This is a genomic window from Streptomyces sp. NPDC014894 (genome assembly GCF_043080985.1).
GTDB lineage: Bacteria > Actinomycetota > Actinomycetes > Streptomycetales > Streptomycetaceae > Streptomyces.
In genome coordinates this window covers 158,011-175,873 of the sequence record NZ_JBIBWD010000007.1, presented here as the reverse complement: position 1 = coordinate 175,873, position 17,863 = coordinate 158,011, and the positions used below count along the sequence as shown (strand labels likewise).

16 protein-coding genes and 1 tRNA gene are annotated in these 17,863 nt (G+C 72.2%); 11 read left to right on the top strand and 6 right to left on the bottom strand.

The features are described 5' to 3' along the window. Positions 1-153 precede the first annotated feature (153 nt). From paaA to ACF089_RS18580, 6 genes are all read left to right on the top strand, one after another. The gene (paaA, locus tag ACF089_RS18605) at positions 154-1,143 is read left to right on the top strand and encodes a 1,2-phenylacetyl-CoA epoxidase subunit PaaA (protein ID WP_392027620.1); all 990 of its coding nucleotides are present in this window, start codon (positions 154-156) and stop codon (positions 1,141-1,143) included. Then, positions 1,140-1,430 carry a 1,2-phenylacetyl-CoA epoxidase subunit PaaB gene (gene paaB / locus ACF089_RS18600; protein WP_392027617.1) on the top strand — a complete coding sequence of 97 codons (291 nt, stop codon included), beginning with the start codon at positions 1,140-1,142 and terminating at the stop codon, positions 1,428-1,430. The genes paaA and paaB overlap by 4 nt, the downstream gene beginning before the upstream one ends. Then, entirely contained in the window at positions 1,427-2,143 is a 717-nt protein-coding gene (paaC, locus tag ACF089_RS18595) for a 1,2-phenylacetyl-CoA epoxidase subunit PaaC (protein WP_392027614.1), read from the top strand. The genes paaB and paaC overlap by 4 nt, the downstream gene beginning before the upstream one ends. Further along, positions 2,137-2,742, top strand: coding sequence for a 1,2-phenylacetyl-CoA epoxidase subunit PaaD (gene paaD, locus ACF089_RS18590; RefSeq protein ID WP_392027611.1), 606 nt, complete (start codon positions 2,137-2,139; stop codon positions 2,740-2,742). The genes paaC and paaD overlap by 7 nt, the downstream gene beginning before the upstream one ends. After that, the gene (locus tag ACF089_RS18585) at positions 2,743-3,798 is read left to right on the top strand and encodes a 2Fe-2S iron-sulfur cluster-binding protein (protein WP_392027608.1); all 1,056 of its coding nucleotides are present in this window, start codon (positions 2,743-2,745) and stop codon (positions 3,796-3,798) included. Positions 3,799-4,030: 232 nt separating this feature from the next. Beyond that, positions 4,031-5,188, top strand: a complete 1,158-nt coding sequence (locus tag ACF089_RS18580) for an acyl-CoA dehydrogenase family protein (protein WP_392027605.1) — start codon at positions 4,031-4,033, stop codon at positions 5,186-5,188. A 237-nt stretch (positions 5,189-5,425) separates the two neighbouring features. Here ACF089_RS18580 and ACF089_RS18575 read toward each other — a convergent pair whose 3' ends face one another. The 6 genes from ACF089_RS18575 to ACF089_RS18550 form a co-directional block, all read right to left on the bottom strand. Continuing rightward, positions 5,426-5,770, bottom strand: coding sequence for a rhodanese-like domain-containing protein (locus ACF089_RS18575; RefSeq protein WP_392027602.1), 345 nt, complete (start codon positions 5,768-5,770; stop codon positions 5,426-5,428). 136 nt (positions 5,771-5,906) lie between these two features. Then, the gene (locus ACF089_RS18570) at positions 5,907-6,740 is read right to left on the bottom strand and encodes a J domain-containing protein (protein ID WP_392027599.1); all 834 of its coding nucleotides are present in this window, start codon (positions 6,738-6,740) and stop codon (positions 5,907-5,909) included. 34 nt (positions 6,741-6,774) lie between these two features. Then, on the bottom strand, positions 6,775-8,250 hold the full coding sequence (locus ACF089_RS18565) for a DUF2252 domain-containing protein (RefSeq protein WP_392027597.1): 1,476 nt from the start codon (positions 8,248-8,250) through the stop codon (positions 6,775-6,777). Between the two features lie 292 nt (positions 8,251-8,542). Further along, on the bottom strand, positions 8,543-9,208 hold the full coding sequence (locus ACF089_RS18560; RefSeq protein WP_392027594.1) for a response regulator: 666 nt from the start codon (positions 9,206-9,208) through the stop codon (positions 8,543-8,545). A 163-nt stretch (positions 9,209-9,371) separates the two neighbouring features. Further along, positions 9,372-11,135 (bottom strand): sensor histidine kinase, encoded by a 1,764-nt coding sequence (locus ACF089_RS18555; protein ID WP_392027591.1) that lies wholly within the window; start codon positions 11,133-11,135, stop codon positions 9,372-9,374. 243 nt (positions 11,136-11,378) lie between these two features. Next, positions 11,379-11,462, bottom strand: a tRNA-Leu gene (locus tag ACF089_RS18550). A gap of 353 nt (positions 11,463-11,815) precedes the next feature. On the opposite strand from ACF089_RS18550, the gene ACF089_RS18545 reads away from it, so the two are divergent. The 5 genes from ACF089_RS18545 to ACF089_RS18525 all read left to right on the top strand — a co-directional run bounded on the left by ACF089_RS18545 (position 11,816) and on the right by ACF089_RS18525 (position 17,733). Next, positions 11,816-12,682, top strand: coding sequence for an FhaA domain-containing protein (locus ACF089_RS18545; RefSeq protein ID WP_392027588.1), 867 nt, complete (start codon positions 11,816-11,818; stop codon positions 12,680-12,682). Between the two features lie 10 nt (positions 12,683-12,692). Continuing rightward, the gene (locus ACF089_RS18540) at positions 12,693-13,205 is read left to right on the top strand and encodes an FHA domain-containing protein (RefSeq protein WP_392027585.1); all 513 of its coding nucleotides are present in this window, start codon (positions 12,693-12,695) and stop codon (positions 13,203-13,205) included. A gap of 136 nt (positions 13,206-13,341) precedes the next feature. Next, on the top strand, positions 13,342-14,835 hold the full coding sequence (locus ACF089_RS18535) for a PP2C family protein-serine/threonine phosphatase (RefSeq protein WP_392027582.1): 1,494 nt from the start codon (positions 13,342-13,344) through the stop codon (positions 14,833-14,835). 25 nt (positions 14,836-14,860) lie between these two features. After that, complete coding sequence (locus tag ACF089_RS18530; RefSeq protein ID WP_392027580.1) at positions 14,861-16,270, top strand: FtsW/RodA/SpoVE family cell cycle protein; 1,410 nt, start codon at positions 14,861-14,863, stop codon at positions 16,268-16,270. Next, complete coding sequence (locus ACF089_RS18525; protein WP_392027578.1) at positions 16,267-17,733, top strand: peptidoglycan D,D-transpeptidase FtsI family protein; 1,467 nt, start codon at positions 16,267-16,269, stop codon at positions 17,731-17,733. Before ACF089_RS18530 ends, ACF089_RS18525 begins: the two co-directional genes overlap by 4 nt. Positions 17,734-17,863 lie beyond the last annotated feature (130 nt).

The window sequence follows — 17,863 nt, the reverse complement described above, 5'->3', positions numbered from 1 at the left end:
CACCCTCGTGCCCGTACGAGCCCATCCCGCCCCGATCCCCGTCGGACCCACCTGGTCGTCCACAGGTCGGCTGTCCACAGGGTTGACACCTTAAGGGCCATCGACCGACCATTGAAGCCGACGAACCGAACGATCGGTCGGTAGGGGGCCCGGATGACGGCAATGACCGTGGACACGGCGGAGAGGTACGAGGCGGCCTTCGACGCGGCCGTCGCCGCCGACGAGCGCATCGAGCCGCGCGACTGGATGCCCGACGCCTACCGGGCGACGCTGGTCCGCCAGATGGCGCAGCACGCGCACTCGGAGATCATCGGCATGCAGCCGGAGGCGAACTGGATCACGCGCGCGCCCTCGCTGCGCCGCAAGGCGATCCTGATGGCCAAGGTCCAGGACGAGGCGGGCCACGGCCTGTATCTGTACAGCGCCGCCGAGACCCTGGGCACCAGCCGCGAGGAGCTGCTCGACAAGCTCCACGCCGGCCGCCAGAGATACTCCTCGATCTTCAACTATCCGACGCTGACCTGGGCCGACGTCGGAGCGATCGGCTGGCTGGTGGACGGCGCGGCGATCACGAACCAGGTGCCGCTCTGCCGCTGCTCCTACGGGCCCTACGCCCGGGCGATGGTCCGGATCTGCAAGGAGGAGTCCTTCCACCAGCGCCAGGGCTTCGAGCTGCTGCACGCCCTCTCCCGGGGCACCCCCGCCCAGCACGAGATGGCCCAGGACGCGGTGGACCGCTGGTGGTGGCCGTCGCTGATGATGTTCGGCCCCGCGGACGACGCCTCCGCCCATTCGGCCCAGTCCATGGCGTGGAAGATCAAGCGCCACTCCAACGACGAGCTGCGCCAGCGCTTCGTGGACATCTGCGTCCCCCAGGCGGAGGCGCTCGGGCTGACCCTCCCCGACCCCGAGCTGCGGTGGAACGAGGAGCGGGGACAGCATGACTTCGGGCCGATCGACTGGACCGAGTTCCAGGAGGTCCTCAAGGGGAACGGGCCGTGCAACGAGGAGCGGCTGACCCAGCGGCGCGAGGCCCACGAGAAGGGCGCCTGGGTCAGGGAGGCCGCGGCGGCCCACGCCGAGAAGCACCGGACGCCCCCGGCGCGGGCCGGACACCGCCAGGACCGGGAGGCGACGGCATGAGCGACATGGCCGACTGGCCCCTGTGGGAGGTCTTCGTCCGCTCCCGGCGCGGACTGTCCCACACCCACGCGGGCAGCCTGCACGCCCCCGACGCCGAAATGGCCCTGCGCAACGCGCGCGATCTCTACACCCGGCGCGGCGAGGGCGTCTCCCTCTGGGTCGTCCCCTCCGCCGCGATCACCGCCTCCTCGCCGGACGAGAAGGACCCGTTCTTCGAGCCCGCCGGGGACAAGCCCTACCGCCACCCGACGTTCTACGAGATCCCGGACGGGGTGAGCCATCTGTGACCACCACGGCGCACACGGCGGCGCTCGCCCTCGGCGACGACGCGCTGGTGCTCTCGCACCGGCTGGGGGAGTGGGCCGGGCACGCCCCGGTGCTGGAGGAGGAGGTCGCGCTCGCCAATATCGCGCTGGATCTGCTCGGCCAGGCGCGCGTGCTGCTCTCCCTCGCCGGCGACGAGGACGAGCTGGCCTATCTGCGCGAGGAGCGCGCCTTTCGCAACCTCCAGCTGGTCGAGCAGCCGAACGGCGACTTCGCCCACACCATCGCCCGCCAGCTGTACTTCTCCGTCCACCAGCGACTGCTGTACGAGCGGCTGGCGGCCGGCACGGGCCCGTTCGCCCCGCTCGCCGCGAAGGCGGTCAAGGAGGTCGCCTACCACCAGGACCACGCCGAGCAGTGGACGCTGCGCCTGGGCGACGGCACGGAGGAGAGCCACGACCGGATGCGGCGCGCCTGCGCGGCGCTGTGGCGGTACACCGGCGAGATGTTCCAGCCGGTCCCCGGACTCGGCCTGGACCCGCGGGAGCTGGAGACCGAGTGGCTGGAGACGGTCACCGGCGTACTGCTGAGGGCCACGCTCACCGTGCCGACGGGACCGCGCTCCGGCGCGTGGACGGCGGGCGCGGGCCGCCAGGGCGTGCACACCGAGCCGTTCGGCCGGATGCTCGCGGAGATGCAGCATCTGCACCGCAGCCACCCGGGGGCGTCATGGTGACCGGCGTCCGGAGCGAGAGCGGGACGGAAGGGACCGGGCACGACGGCGGGCCGGCCGGCGGCCGGAGTACGGACGGGCCGGCGCGGGCCCGGGGCGACGGCGGACCGGCGGGCGACACCGCGCTGGAGGCGCGGCTGCGCGCTCTCGCCGGGGCCGTGCCCGACCCGGAGCTTCCCGTGGTGACCCTGGCGGAGCTGGGCGTGCTGCGCGCGGTCCATCTGCTGGGCCCCGGCAGCGTCGAGGTCGAGCTGACCCCGACCTACACCGGCTGTCCCGCCGTCGAGGCCATGGCCGCGGACATCGAGCGGGTCCTCCACGACGACGGCATACCGCGGGTCTCGGTCGTCACCGTCCTCGCCCCGGCCTGGTCGACGGACGACATCAGCGCCGAAGGGCGGCGCAAGCTCGCCGAGTTCGGGATCGCCCCGCCCCGGCCCCACGCCTCGGACGGGCCTGTTCCGCTGACGCTCTCCGTGCGCTGCCCGCACTGCGGCTCCACCGACACCGAGCTGCTGAGCCGGTTCTCCTCCACCGCCTGCAAGGCGCTGCGCCGCTGTGCCTCCTGCCGTGAACCGTTCGACCACTTCAAGGAGTTGTAGATGTTCCATCCGCTCCGGGTCAGCGCGGTCGAACGGCTCACGGACGACGCGGTGGCCGTCGCCCTCACCGTCCCGCCCGAGCTGCGCGAGACCTTCCGGCACACCCCGGGCCAGCATCTGACCCTGCGCCGCACGGTGCTGGGCGAGGAGATCCGCCGCACCTACTCGATCTGCTCCCCGCCCGCGCCGCCCGGCGCGGATCCCGTGCTCCGGGTCGGCGTCCGGCTGGTCGACGGCGGCGCGTTCTCGACCTGGGCCCTCAAGGAGCTGGCGGTCGGCGACACCGTCGAGGCGATGGCCCCGATGGGCCGCTTCCGGCTGGATCCGCGCCCCGGGCTCTTCGCCGCGATCGTCGGCGGCAGCGGGATCACCCCGGTGCTGTCGATGGCGGCCACGGCGCTGGCGCGGGAGCCGAAGGCCCGGTTCTGTCTGGTCCGGAGCGACCGGACGGCCGCGTCCACCATGTTCCTGGACGAGGTCGCCGATCTGAAGGACCGCTTTCCGGACCGCTTCCAGCTGGTCACCGCGCTCTCCCGGGAGGAGCGGCAGTCGGGCCTGGTGTCCGGACGGCTGGACAGGGAGCGGCTGACCGCACTGCTGCCGAGACTGCTCCCGGTGACGGAGGTCGACGGCTGGTTCCTGTGTGGACCCTTCGGGCTGGTGACCGGCGCGGACCGGGCGCTGCGCGGGCTCGGCGTCGACCGGAGCCGGATCCACCAGGAGATCTTCCATGTGGACGACGGTTCCGCGCCCCCGCCCCCACCGGTGGCGGCCCCGGCCCATGCCGCGCTGACCGCGACCCTCGGCGGCCGCTCCGGCACCTGGCCCGTACGGGAGGGCGATTCCCTGCTGGAGACGGTGCTGCGCAGCCGCTCCGACGCTCCCTACGCCTGCAAGGGCGGGGTCTGCGGCACCTGCAGGGCGTTCCTTGTCTCGGGCGAGGTGCGGATGGACCGCAATTACGCGCTGGAGCCCGAGGAGACCGAGGCGGGCTATGTGCTGGCCTGTCAGTCGCACCCGGCCACCTCGGAGGTGGAGCTGGACTTCGACCGCTGAGCCGCCGGGCGGCCGGGCGGCCGTCGACGCCGTCCTGTCCCGTCCCGCTCCCGTCCCGCTCCCGTCCCGCTCCCGTCCCGCCCCGTCCGCACGGTGTTCTTTTTCCAGAACCTGTTCTATCTTGACGACCCGTCAGATACACGTCCGGGAGCGCAGTCCGGTCGCGGGGCGGACCGGGTCGGATCGTGGCGGACCGGGTCGGACACACCCGCGGGCCAGGGGAGGACAGGAAGTGGACTTCACCTTCACCGAGGAGCAGCGGGCGGCCGTCGACGCCGCCCGGTCGATCTTCGCGGGCGTCGCGCCCGACGGGGTGCCGAGCCCCGCGCTCACCCCGGGAGCGGTGGCCGAGGACTTCGACCGGCCGCTGTGGGCCCGGCTCGCCAAGGCCGATCTGCTGAGCCTGGTGCTGTCGCCGGAGCACGGCGGCGCGGGGCTGGACGCCGTCGCGCTCTGTCTGGTGCTGCGCGAGTCGGCCGCAGTGCTGGCCCGGGTGCCGCTGCTGGAGACCTGTGCCGTCGCCATGGCCGTGGAGCGCCACGGCGCAGAGGAGCTGTCGGCCGGGCTGCTCCCCCGGGTCGGCAGCGGCGAGCTGGTGATCACCGTGGGGGCCAATGGCCGCACCGGCCACGAGGCCGCCGAACTCGCCGTCACGGCGCGCCCGGACGCGCGGACGGACGGCTGGGTGCTGGACGGCGTGCAGACGGGGGTGGCCTGGGCCCGGTCGGCGGATCTGATCGCGGTGCCCGCGCACCGCGGGCCGGGCCGCGCGGTCCTCGCCCTGGTCCCCGGCGACCGCGCCGGCGTCTCCTTCGCCGACCAGGTCTCCACCAGCGGAGAGCGGTATGCGGAGGTCCGTCTCGACTCCGTGCGGATCGCCCGGCACGAACTCGTCGACGACGAGGGCGCCTGGGAGTGGCTGCGGCTGCTGCTCACCACCGGGACCTGCGCGCGGGCGCTGGGTCTGGGCGAGCGGGTCCTCGCGATGACGAGCGAGTACACCGGCGAACGGAAGCAGTTCGGCTTCCCGGTGGCGACGTTCCAGGCGGTCGCCGTGCAGACCGCCGACCGCTATATCGATCTCCGGGCCATGGCGGCGACCTTGTGGCAGGCGGCCTGGCGGCTGACCCCGGGCCGGGGGGAGGCCGGGGCGGACGGAGCGCTGCCGGCCGCCGCCGATGTGGCGGTGGCGAAGATCTGGGCCTCCGACGGGGTGCGCCGGGTGGTGCAGACCGCCCAGCATCTGCACGGCGGTCTCGGCGCGGACACCGACTATCCGCTCCACCGCTACCACGCCTGGGCCAAACAGCTGGAGCTGTCGCTCGGCCCGGCCGCCGCGCACGAGGAGGCCCTCGGCGATCTGCTGGCGGCCCACCCGCCCGGCGAGTAGCCCACGGAGCCGGTACGGACGGCGAGGGCCCGGGCCGCCCCGGATCCCCGGCCCACGGCCCCGGACGCCAGGCCCCGGGGCCACTCCTGAGGGCCGGCCCGGGCCCTGCGCCGCACCCTCGGACCTCCGGCCCAGGGCTCCCGGGTCCTGGCCTCCCGGGCTCCCGGGCTCCCGGACCTCAGAGCCTGAGGACCCGAGGACCTGAAGGCCACCGGCCCCCGGCCCCCGGCCGAAGTCTCAGGCGACGAAGGCCGGGCTGCCGTCGTCGGTGACCATGGGGCGCTGCGCGGCCTCCCAGGCCAGCATCCCGCCCTCGATGTTCACCGCGTCGATCCCCTGCTGCACCAGATACTGAGTGACCTGGGCGGACCGACCGCCCACCCGGCACATCACATGGGCCCGGCGGCCGTCCGCGACCGCCTCGGTCACCTCGCCGAAGCGGGCGACGAAGTCGCTCATGGGGACATGGAGCGCGCCCTCGACGTGCCCGGCCGCCCACTCGTCGTTCTCCCGCACGTCCAGCACCAGTCCGTCGGACGGCACCGCCGCGGCGTCCACCGAGGGCAGCGGGGCGAAGTTCATGGGTCATGCCTTCCTGTGGGGGAACGCGCCGCGCGGATCCGCGCGGCGGTCTCGTCGGGCGGGGCCACCGGTCCCGGCGGCCCCCGGCTCCGCCGCGGCCGGCCCGGCGGGATACGCCGGGACAGCCCCGGAAAACCTACTCCACCAGTCCGGCGAGTTCCTTCTCCCGTTCGGAGACCTGGGCGAGCAGCTGCTCGGCGATCTCCTCCAGCAGCCGGTCCGGATCGTCCGGGGCCAGCCGCATCATCGCGCCGATCGCGCTCTCCTCCAGCTCGCCGGCGACCGCGGTCAGCATCTCCTTGCGCCGGGAGAGCCACTCCAGCCGGGCGTACAGCTCCTCGGCCTCGCCGAACCGGGGCGCGGCGGGCGCGGGCCCCGCGGCCCACTCCTCGGCCAGCTCCCGCAGCGCGTCGGCCTCGCCGAGGGCGTAGGCGGCGTTCACCCGGGTGATGAACTCCTCCCGCCGCTCCCGCTCCACGTCGTCCTGCGCCAGATCCGGGTGCGCCTTACGGACCAGCTCGCGGTAGAGCTTGCGGGCCTCCTCGCTCGGCCGCACCCGCTGCGGCGCCCGCACCGGGCGGCCGCTCAGCATCGCGGCGGCCTCGGCGGGCAGCCCCTCGGAGTCCATCCAGCCGTGGAACAGCTCGTCGACGCCCGGCATCGGCATCACGGCCGCCCGCGCCTCCCGGGCCTTGCGCAGATCCTCCGGGTCGCCGCTGCGGGCGGCGCGGGCCTCGGCGATACGCGCGTCCAGCTCGTCCAGCCGCGCGTACATCGGGCCGAGCTTCTGGTGATGCAGCCGGGAGAAGTTCTCGACCTCCACCCGGAACGTCTCCAGCGCGATCTCGAACTCGATCAGCGCCTGCTCGGCCGCGCGCACCGCCCGCTCCAGCCGGGCCTCCGGCCGCTCCGCCGCGTCCTGCTCATCGTCGTTGGGGGGCGTCGCTCCGCCGGGCGCATCCTGGGTCACCCGCCCAGCCTACGGGCGCGGCCGGACCCCGCCGTCACACCCCCGGCTCGGCGGCCGTACGACCGGCCTTGACCGCCCGCACCAGATCCGCGTGGTCGGCCTCCGTACGGTCGGCGTAGACCGCCGCGAAACGGGCCAGCGCCTCGTCCAGCTCCTCGCTCTTGCCGCAGTAGCCCGCGATCACCCGCGGGTCGGCGCTGTGCGCGTGGGCGCGGGCCAGCAGGGCGCCCGTCATCCGGCCGTAGTCGTCCAGCTCGTCGGCGGTGAGCGCCGCCGGGTCCACGCTTCCCTTGCGGTTCCGGAACTGCCGCACCTGGAACGGCCGACCCTCGACCGTCGTCCAGCCCAGCAGAATGTCGCTGACCACCTGCATCCGCTTCTGGCCCAGCACCACCCGGCGACCCTCGTGGTCCACCTCGGGGGCGGGGAAGCCGGACGCCTCCAGATGCGGCAGCAGCGCCGAGGCCCGCGCCTCCTTCACCTGGAGCACCAGCGGATCGCCCCGGTGGTCGAGCAGCAGCACCACATAGGAGCGGGTGCCGACGCTGCCGGTGCCGACCACCCGGAACGCCACATCGTGGATCTCGTAGCGGGCCAGCAGCGGCAGCCGGTCCTCCGACACCGTGCCCAGATACTCCCCCAGCGCCGCGGCGACGGCCGCCGCCTCCCGGTCGGGCACCCGGCGCAGCACCGGGGGCGCGTCCACGAAGCGCCGGGACTCGCCCACGGCGTCGGAACAGATCTCGGTCGCCCTGGCGGCGAAGCGCGCGCTGGTGTTGTTGCGGGCCTTCTCCGAGACCCGTCCCAGGGTGCCGAGGAGATCCCGCGCGTCGGTGTGGGAGACCAGCTCCTCGTCCGCGATGGCGTTCCACGCGTCCAGGGCGGGCATTTTCGCCAGCAGCCGCATGGTGCGCCGGTACGCGCCCATCGCGTCGAAGGCGGCGGACCGGCAGACGTCCTCGTCCGCGCCCGACGCCCGGCCCGCCAGCACCAGGGAGACCGCGAGGCGCTTGACGTCCCACTCCCAGGGCCCGACGACGGTCTCGTCGAAGTCGTTCAGATCCATCACCAGCCGGCCCCGGGCGTCGCCGTAGAGACCGAAATTGGCGGCGTGGGCGTCTCCGCAGATCTGGGCGCGGACACCGGTGACGGGGGTGCCCACCAGGTCGTGGGCCATCAGCCCGGCCGAGCCGCGCAGAAACGCGAACGGCGAGGCGGTCATCCTGCCCACCCGGATCGGGGTCAGCTCGGGCACCCGGCCCCGGCTGGACTCCTCGACGGCCTCGACCGCGCCCGGCCGTCCCTCGGACAGCACCAGGCAGTCGTGCGAGGCCCTGGGTATCCGGTTCCGCAGCGCCTTGCCCTCCTGCTTCGGCGTCGCCCCGGCGTCGGCGCCGCGCCGGTGCGCGAAGCCCGGCACCACCGGAATACGGCCGCTCGCGCCGACCGTGCCACGACCGGTCTCCCCGGGCGCCGTCCACTCGATCCGCACCGTCTGGACCTCGCTCATGATGTGCGGCCCTCCCCGTTCTCGTACCCGTTCACCGTCAGTGGCTCCAGACCGTACCCGCGCGCGCCTTTCCCGGCAGCAGGGGCGGACGGCCTCCGGGGACGTTTCACGTGAAACAGCCGCCACGGCCCCAGGCCCGACAGACCGCGACACAGCCCGGACGCGACAGCCCGGACGCGGCCCGGGCCCGACGCCACAGCCCGACCCGACCCGACCCAGACCCCGACCCGAGCCCGACGCCACGGCCCAGGCCCCCACGGCCGGCCCAGGAGCGACGGCCGGCCGCCCGGCGTCAGCCCCCCAGTCCCGCGTCCCGGGCCAACAGCGCGGCCTGCACCCGGTTCTCGCACTCCAGCTTCGCCAGGATCCGGCTGACATAGGTCTTCACGGTGGCCTCGCTCATATGGAGCCGGCGGCCCGCCTCCGCGTTGGACAGCCCCTCGCCCAGCAGCGCGAGCACATCCCGCTCCCGGGCGCTGAGCTGGGAGACCAGGGTCCGCGCCCGCTCGTTGCGGGCCACGGACCGCCCGGAGGCCAGCTGGTCCACCACATGCCGGGTCGCGCCGGGCGAGAGATACGCGTCACCCGCCGCGGCGGCCCGGACGGCGCCGATCAGCTCGGCGGGCGCGGTGTCCTTCAGCAGGAACCCGGCCCCGCCGGACTCCAGCGCCCGCAGCACGTTCTCCCGCTCGCCGAAGGTCGTCAGGATGACGACCCGGGTCGAGGGAACCGTCCGGCGCAGCTCCGCCATCGCCGTGAGCCCGTCCATCACGGGCATCTGGATGTCCAGCAGCACCACATCGGCCCCGTGCGCCCGGACCAGCTCGATCGCCTCGCGCCCGTTCGACGCCTCGGCGACCACCTCGATCTGCCGGTCCGAGGTGAGGATCAGCCGGATCCCGGCCCTGATCAACGGCTCGTCGTCGGCGATGACGACGCGAATCGGCGCCCCGGTCATATCCACCCCACCCACCCGTGTCCGCCGCCCGGCTGTCCGGTCCGCGGTCTGTCCGGGCCGCCCCGAACCCGGCCGGCCGTGCCCCAAGACTGCACCACCGGCCCCCTGGTCACTCGGCCGCCCCTTCTCCCCCCGATCCGACCGGGGGCGGGCGGGCCCGGGGCTACCGCGTGACGTCGTACGCCTTCTTCTCGACCAGCAGTCCGTCCCGGAAGCAGAACCGGAACACGGGCTCGGATTCGTAGTCCTCCGACATCTCGGACGACATCAGCACCAGGCACTGGGAGCCGTGCGGCCTCTTCGGGCCCTTCCCGCTGAGGCCGGTCGTCGCGACCGTGTCCCCGGTCGGCAGCCGGTCGCGCACCGAGTCCTCACTCTCCCCCACCTCGACCTGGTCGTACTCGGCCCGGTCGATCATGCCCTCGTCCATGGAGTCGACCAGGAACACCAATCCGCCGATCGTCGCCGCCGCCATCACCGCCACCGCGACCGCCGCGATCACACAGCCCAGACCCGCGCTGCCGAACCTCCGCCGCACGGGCTCCGTGCCCGGCGCGCCCGGGGGCGGCCACCCCGTGGCCCCCCAGTTCATGACCGGCACACCGTCCGCGTAGACGCCGTCCGACCGAGGCTGCGGCGGATACGGCTGCGGCGGCGGGAAGTCCTCCTCGGCGGCGAGCGGGGCCGCCTCCACCACCCCGTACGGCAGGACGCCCGCCACCCGGAAGCCCCCGCCCTCGAAGGCTCCGGCGTGCACCATCCCGCCCACCAGCCGGGCCCGCTCCCGCAGCCCGGTCAGCCCCTGACCGCCGCTGACCACCTCGCCGCCCGGCGCGGCCGCGGGCCCGCTGACGATCTCGACGACGAGGGAGTCCGGCTCATAGCGCAGCTCCACCTCGATCGGAGCGCCGGGAGCGTGCTTGAAGGCGTTGGTCAACGCCTCCTGCACGATCCGGTACGCGGCGTGATCGGCGGCGGCGGCCAGTGGCCGCGTCTCGCCGCTGTGCCGCAGCTCCACCGTGCTGCCGGCGGCCCGGGCGGCCTCCACCAGCTCCCCGACTCCGGCGGCGCCGCGTGCCGCCCGACCCGTCTCGTCCACGGGGGCGGGCGTCTCCCGGACCCCGTCCCGCAGAATCCCGACGACCTCGCGCAGCTCGTGCATCGCGGTCACCGAGGCGTTCCGCAGCACCCCGACCGCCTCCCGCTGCCGGCCGGTCAGCTCGGGGTCGACCTCCAGGGCCCCGGTGTGCACGGCGATCAGCGCCAGCTGGTGACCGAGGCTGTCGTGCATGTCCTGGGCTATCCGCTGCCGTTCCACCAGCCGCGCCTGGTCCGCGATCATCTGGCGCTCCCAGAGCAGCTGGGCGTTGCGCTCGTGGAGGGCGTGCAGCAGGGTCTTGCGCTGGCCCCAGTGGCGGCTGGCCAGTCCGGGGACGACGGTCGTCGCCAGGAAGGCGAGCGTGAGCAGCAGCGCCAGCTCCACGGCCTTCTCCAGCTCGGGGCGCTCGGTCAGCGCCACCAGAGCCATGAAGGCGAGGTACGCGCCGGTGAACGCCGCCAGCGCCCGCAGGGCCCCCACGATCCGGCGGCCGGCGGACCAGCCGACCACGATCTGCACCAGGACGAGTCCGACGACCTCCACGGAGAGCGCGGCGGTGACGATCAGCACCGGCGCGGGAAGCCTGCGCCGCAGCAGCGAGAGCGCCCCGGCGCCGAGGGCGGCGGAGACGACCCAGGGGCCGCTCTTGCCCAGCAGCTGCTCGATCCCGGCCGCCAGCAGCGCCAGGACCAGCGCGAGCACCAGCTCCACGCCCGTTCCGCGCCGGGGCGTCACGGGCGCGCCCCGACGCGGCGACCGGTGCTCCGGCGCACCCAGCCAGGCCCAGCCCGCGCGCAGTCCGGCGAGGATCCTCGAAGAGACGTTCACATCGGCACCCTAGGCAGCCGTCCCGGCCGCCCACCGCCCTCTTTCGTCCCCCGCGCCCACGACGAAGGTCGCGACCCGCACCGGAGCGGGAAGGCCGGAGGCGGGAGCCGGAGCCCGGCGACCCGGAGCACCCCGGCCCTGGCCCCCTGGCCCCGGCGGCTCCCAGGAACGCCGGAGAAAAATCCGTACCCCGGGAACGCGCAAGCCCCGTAGGTCGTTGGACCTACGGGGCTTGCGATCTTGTGCGCGAGGGGGGAGTTGAACCCCCACGCCCTTTCGGGCACTGGAACCTGAATCCAGCGCGTCTGCCTATTCCGCCACCCGCGCATTGGGTGTTGTCGTTCGGTTTACCCGCCGGTCCGGCGTGTCTCCCTGGCGACATGCAGAAGATTAGCACGCTGCACAGGGTGGAATCACATCCGATTGTTTGCCGGACCCGGCGGGCGAACAGACGCAGGAGCAGGGAGGGCGCACCGGCGCGGACACGGGACACCGGACGGCCCGCCCCCGCTCCTGCTCGGCTCCCCCCGGGTGCGGGACACTGTCATGGGGCCGCCTCTACGATCCGTGTGAGAGGTGACACTCATCGACGGGGCAGACAAGGGGAACCAGCCGATTTCCCGACGCGTGGATACGATCAGTAAGCAGTATCAGGACGGCAGCAACGGAGGAGGTGCCCGATGGGAGTCCTGAAGCGTTTTGAGCAGCGTCTCGAAGGCCTGGTCAACGGCACCTTCGCCAAGGTGTTCAAGTCCGAGGTCCAGCCCGTCGAGATCGCCGGCGCCCTCCAGCGCGAGTGCGACAACAACGCGACGATCTGGAACCGCGAGCGGACCGTCGTCCCCAATGACTTCATCGTGGAGCTGAGCGCGCCCGACTTCGAGCGTCTGAGCCCCTACTCCGGCCAGCTCGGCGACGAGCTGGCCGGACTGGTGCGCGAATACGCCAAGCAGCAGCGCTACACCTTCATGGGGCCCATCAAGGTCCATCTGGAGAAGGCCGACGACCTCGACACCGGGCTGTACCGGGTGCGCAGCCGCACCCTCGCGTCGAGTACGTCACAGACGCCCGGTCCCGGCGCCCCGGGCCCCGAGGCGGGCGCGCGCACCGACTCCCCGGCCTCCGGAGCGCGCGGAGGGTACGGCTATCCGCCGCCCGCCGCCGCGCCCCCGATGCCGCCCGGCCCGCCGCCGGGCGGACGCCCCGGCCTCTCCGCCGTACCGGACCGCGGTCCGGCGACCGGCCCCGGCCCGCTGCCGGGCGCCCAGGTGCGGCGCTGGATCGAGATCAACGGCACCCGCCATCAGATCTCCCGCCCGACGCTGGTGCTGGGCCGCAGCACCGACGCCGACGTGCGGATCGACGACCCCGGCGTATCGCGCCGGCACTGTGAGATCCGGACCGGAACGCCCTCGACGATCCAGGATCTCGGGTCCACCAACGGCATCGTGGTGGACGGGCAGCACACCACCCGCGCTACGCTCCGCGACGGCTCGCGGATCGTCGTGGGCAGCACCACCATCGTTTACCGGCAAGCCGAAGGGTGAAGCGGGGGCAATGTCAGAGCTGACCCTGACGGTCATGCGGCTGGGTTTCCTAGCCGTTCTGTGGCTGTTCGTCATCGTGGCCGTCCAGGTCATTCGCAGCGATCTGTTCGGTACGCGGGTCACGCAGCGCGGTTCACGCCGCAATGCGGACCAGCGTCCCCAGCAGGCTCGCCAAACCGCCGCGCCGCCACCGCAGCGGCAGCAGTCCGGGAGCCGCCAGCGGCGCGGGGCGCCCACCAAGCTGGTGGTGTCCGAGGGCACCCTCACCGGCACCACCGTGGCGCTCCAGGGCCAGACCATCACCCTGGGCCGCGCGCACGACTCCACCATCGTGCTGGACGACGACTACGCGTCCAGCAGGCATGCCAGGATCTATCCCGACCGTGACGGCCAGTGGATCGTCGAGGATCTCGGGTCCACCAACGGCACCTATCTCGACCGGTCCCGGCTCACCACGCCGACGCCGATTCCGCTGGGCGCGCCGATCCGCATCGGCAAGACCGTCATCGAGCTGCGGAAGTAGTAAGACATATGACAGCGCGCGAGCGGAGCGAGCGAGCCGCAGCGGTCCCGACAGCGGACCGGGACCGGCTCCCGACCGGAGGGTGGGCAGTGTGGCTCGAGACCGGCTGTACCCCGAGCCGACGGGAGAGGTGCGCATGAGTCTTTCCCTGCGCTTCGCCGCCGGATCGCACAAGGGCATGATCCGCGAGGGCAACGAGGACTCCGGCTACGCCGGCCCCCGGCTGCTCGCCATCGCCGACGGCATGGGCGGTCAGGCGGCGGGCGAGGTCGCCTCCTCGGAGGTCATCTCCACGCTCGTCCAGCTCGACGACGACGTCCCCGGTTCGGACATCCTCACCTCGCTCGGCACCGCCGTGCAGCAGGCCAACGACCAGCTCCGGCTGATGGTCGAGGAGGACCCGCAGCTGGAGGGCATGGGCACCACGCTCACCGCCCTGCTCTGGACCGGCCGGCGCCTCGGCCTGGTCCATGTCGGCGACTCCCGCGCCTATCTGCTGCGGGACGGCGTCCTCACCCAGATCACCCAGGACCACACCTGGGTGCAGCGGCTGGTGGACGAGGGCCGGATCACCGAGGAAGAGGCCACCACCCATCCGCAGCGCTCGCTGCTGATGCGCGCGCTGGGCAGCGGCGACCATGTCGAACCGGATCTCTCCATCCGCGAGGTCCGGGCCGGCGACCGCTATCTGATCTGCTCCGACGGCCTCTCCGGAGTGGTCTCCCACCAGACGATGGAGGAGACCCTCGCCAGCTATCAGGGCCCGCAGGAGACGATCCAGGATCTGATCCAGCTCGCCCTGCGCGGCGGCGGCCCCGACAACATCACCTGCATCGTCGCCGACGTGTTCGACACCGACGCCGGCGACACCCTGGCCGAGCAGCTCAGCGACACCCCGGTCGTGGTGGGCGCGGTCGCCGAGAACCAGCTCCAGCTGAACGACGGCGGGGCCATGCAGACCCCGGCCGGCCGCGCGGCCGGCCTGGGCCGTCCCGTACCGCCGCAGCAGGGCGGCTTCGGCCCGCCCGGCAGCGGCGACGGCTACGAGGGCATGCCCGCCGAGGGCGGCTTCGACCAGTACGGCGACGACGACTTCACCAAGCCCCGCGCCGGACGCGCCTGGCTGAAGAGATCGTTCTACATCGTGCTCGCCCTCGCGGTCGTCGGCGGCGGTCTGTACGGCGGCTACCGCTGGACGCAGACCCAGTACTACGTCGGCACCAAGGACGGGCACGTCGCCCTCTACCAGGGCATCAGCCAGGACCTGGCCTGGATCTCGCTCTCAAAGGTCGAGAAGGACCACCCCGAGATCGAACTCAAGTACCTCCCGCCCTACCAGCGCAAGCAGGTGGAGGCGACGATCACCCAGAAGACGCTCGGCAAGGCGCGGACGAAGGTCGGCGAACTGGCCGCCCAGGCGTCCGCGTGCAAGAAGGAGGAGCAGCGCCGCGACGCCGCCGACCGCGCGAGCGCTCCGCCGCCCGGTGAGGGCGAGGCCGGGGGAACCGCCGGCGCGCCCGCCGCATCGAACGACAAGAAGAAGCCGACCGCTGCCTCTCCCTCTCCTACTCCGGGCCCCACTCTCTCGGAGGACGAGCAGAAGCTGGCCTCGAACTGCGGTAAGCAGTAATCAGCCGTAGGGGGCCTCTCCACACATGAGCGTTGTCACCAACACCACCACGATCGGCGCGATCGAAGCACCGAGCCGCCGCAACACCGAGCTGATGATGCTCGCCTTCGCGGTCGCCGTTCCGGTCTTCGCGTACATCAATGTGGGGCTCGCCCTCGACGGCAAGCTGCCCACCGGAGTCCTCGGGTACGGACTGGGGCTCGGGCTCCTGGCCGCGGTGGCGCATCTCGTGGTGCGGAAGTTCGCCAAGTACGCCGACCCGCTGCTGCTGCCGCTCGCGGTGCTGCTCAACGGGCTCGGGCTGGTCCTGATCTGGCGGCTGGACCAGTCGCAGCGGCTGATCAAGCGCGCCGAGTTCCGCTGGGGATCCTTCTCCCCCGACGCGCCCAAGCAGATGCTCTACTCGGCGATCGGCATCGCGCTCTTCGTCGCCGTGCTGCTGCTGCTCAAGGACCACCGGATCCTCCAGCGCTACACCTACATCTCGATGGCGGTGGCGCTGGTCCTGCTGGTCCTGCCGATGTTCTTCCCCGCCCGCAACGGCGCGAAGATCTGGATCAGCCTCGGCCCGATCAACCTGCAGCCGGGCGAGTTCGCGAAAATCATCATCGCGATCTTCTTCTCCGGCTATCTCATGGTGAAACGGGACGCGCTGGCGCTCGCCAGCCGCCGGGTGATGGGGCTGTATCTGCCGCGCGGACGCGACCTCGGCCCGATCCTGGTGGTCTGGGCGATGTCGATCCTGATCCTGGTCTTCGAGACCGACCTCGGCACCTCGCTGCTCTTCTTCGGCCTCTTCGTGATCATGCTGTACGTGGCCACCGAGCGCACCAGCTGGATCATCTTCGGTCTGCTGATGTCGGCCGCCGGCGCGGTCGGGGTCGCCACCTTCGAACCGCACGTCCAGCAGCGGGTGCAGTTCTGGCTGAACCCCTTCGACGACGAGACCTGGGCGCAGAGCGACCAGATCGGCCAGGCGCTGATGTCCTTCGGCGCGGGCGGCACCCTGGGCACCGGACTCGGCCAGGGCAACTCCGACCTGATCGGCTTCGCCGCCAACTCCGACTTCATCCTCTCCACCGTCGGCGAGGAGTTCGGGCTCGCCGGGACGATGGCGTTCCTGATGATCTACGGCCTGATCGTGGAGCGCGGCGTACGGACCGCGCTCGCGGCCCGCGACCCGTTCGGCAAGCTGCTCGCGGTCGGCCTCTCGGGCGCCTTCGCGATCCAGGTCTTCGTGGTCGCCGGCGGTGTGATGGGCCTCATCCCGCTGACCGGCATGACGATGCCGTTCGTCGCGGCCGGCGGTTCGTCGGTGATCGCCAACTGGGCGCTGATCGCCATTCTGATCCGTATCAGCGACACCGCGCGGCGGCCCGCGCCCGCCCCCGCCCCGTCCCCCGACGCCGAGATGACCCAGGTGGTCCGACCGTGAACAAGCCCCTGCGCCGGATCGCGATCTTCTGTGGACTGCTCGTCCTCGCCCTGCTGGTGCGCACCAACTGGCTCCAGTACGTCGAGGCGGACGAGCTGAACGAGAACGACCGGAATCGCCGGATCCAGATCGATCGCTACGCCAGCGAGCGCGGCAACATCATCGTGGACGGCAAGCGCATCACCGGCTCGGTCAAGACCGACGACACCGACTTCGTCTTCAAGCGGACCTATGTCGACGGGCCCATGTGGGCCCCGGTGACCGGGTACGCCTCCCAGGCGTTCGACGCCAATCAGCTGGAGAAGCTCCAGGACGGCATCCTCTCGGGCAACTCCGACCAGCTCTTCTTCGACCGCACGATGGCGATGTTCACCGGCGACAAGAAGAAGGGCGGCAATGTCGTCACCACGCTGAACGGCGCCGCCCAGAAGGCCGCCTGGAAGGGGCTGGGCGACAAGAAGGGCGCGGTCGCGGCCATCGAGCCGAAGACCGGCAAGATCCTGGCGCTCGCCTCGACCCCGTCGTACGACCCCGCCTCGTTCTCGGGGTACGCGGCCTCGGACGAGAAGGCGTGGAACGCGCTGGGCAAGGACAAGGACAAGCCGATGCTCAACCGGGCATTGCGCGAGATCTACCCGCCCGGCTCCACCTTCAAGGTGCTCACCGCCGCCGCCGCCCTGGAGCACGGCGCGGTGAAGAACATCGACGAGCCGACCGACACGCCCGAGCCGTACATCCTCCCGAACACCCGCACCCCGATGAAGAACCTGGTCACCGGGTGCAAGAACGTGAGCCTGAAGAAGGCGCTGGAGATCTCCTGCAACTCCGTCTTCGCCAAGCTCGCCGATGACGTCGGCCGGGAGAAGATGCTGGAGACGGCCGAGAAGTTCGGGTTCAACGACCCGGAGCTGTACACCCCGGTCCGGGTCTCCGAGTCGGTCTACGACAAGGAGATGGAGCGCTCGGAGAACTCGCTCTCCGCGATCGGCCAGTTCAACACCGCCACCACGCCGCTCCAGATGGCCATGGTCACCGCGGGCATCGCCAACGACGGCAAGCTGATGAAGCCGTACATGGTCGATCAGCTGGAGTCGCCGGACCTCGACGTGATCGAGAAGACCGAGCCCGAGGAGCTGAACCGTCCGATCTCCCCGGAGACCGCGCAGCTCGTCCAGCAGATGATGGAGAACGTGGTCGAGAGCGGCAGCGGCAAGCGCGCCCAGATCGGCGGCGGAGTCAAGGTCGGCGGCAAGACCGGTACCGCCCAGCACGGCGCGAACAACAGCAAGCGGCCGTACGCCTGGTTCATCTCGTACGCCAAGACGAGCGAGGGATCGCCGGTCGCGGTCGCGGTCATCGTCGAGGACTCCGGCGCCACCGCGCGGGACGACATCACCGGCGGCGGACTGGCCGCCCCGGTCGCCAAGGACGTGATGAAGGCGGTGCTGGACAGCAAGGAGTGACTCGGATCACCCCCGGCCTCCATACCCGCACATTGCGATACCGGTCGGGTATCAGCTGGCGGTCGCGGGCTGATCGGGCGGTGAGCGGCCGGTAGCGTAGTCGCGAACAGCGCACCGCCAAACCACGCTC

Bases quoted from the DNA above. Each gene is read 5' to 3' on its own strand.
- ACF089_RS18530 (WP_392027580.1), top strand. From the start codon at position 14,861: ATGAGCGTTGTCACCAACACCACCACGATCGGCGCGATCGAAGCACCG.
- paaB (WP_392027617.1), top strand. From the start codon at position 1,140: ATGAGCGACATGGCCGACTGGCCCCTGTGGGAGGTCTTCGTCCGCTCC.
- paaD (WP_392027611.1), top strand. From the start codon at position 2,137: ATGGTGACCGGCGTCCGGAGCGAGAGCGGGACGGAAGGGACCGGGCAC.
- ACF089_RS18585 (WP_392027608.1), top strand. From the start codon at position 2,743: ATGTTCCATCCGCTCCGGGTCAGCGCGGTCGAACGGCTCACGGACGAC.
- ACF089_RS18560 (WP_392027594.1), bottom strand. From the start codon at position 9,208: ATGACCGGGGCGCCGATTCGCGTCGTCATCGCCGACGACGAGCCGTTG.
- ACF089_RS18545 (WP_392027588.1), top strand. From the start codon at position 11,816: ATGGGAGTCCTGAAGCGTTTTGAGCAGCGTCTCGAAGGCCTGGTCAAC.
- ACF089_RS18575 (WP_392027602.1), bottom strand. From the start codon at position 5,770: ATGAACTTCGCCCCGCTGCCCTCGGTGGACGCCGCGGCGGTGCCGTCC.
- paaA (WP_392027620.1), top strand. From the start codon at position 154: ATGACGGCAATGACCGTGGACACGGCGGAGAGGTACGAGGCGGCCTTC.
- ACF089_RS18565 (WP_392027597.1), bottom strand. From the start codon at position 8,250: ATGAGCGAGGTCCAGACGGTGCGGATCGAGTGGACGGCGCCCGGGGAG.
- ACF089_RS18535 (WP_392027582.1), top strand. From the start codon at position 13,342: ATGAGTCTTTCCCTGCGCTTCGCCGCCGGATCGCACAAGGGCATGATC.
- ACF089_RS18540 (WP_392027585.1), top strand. From the start codon at position 12,693: ATGTCAGAGCTGACCCTGACGGTCATGCGGCTGGGTTTCCTAGCCGTT.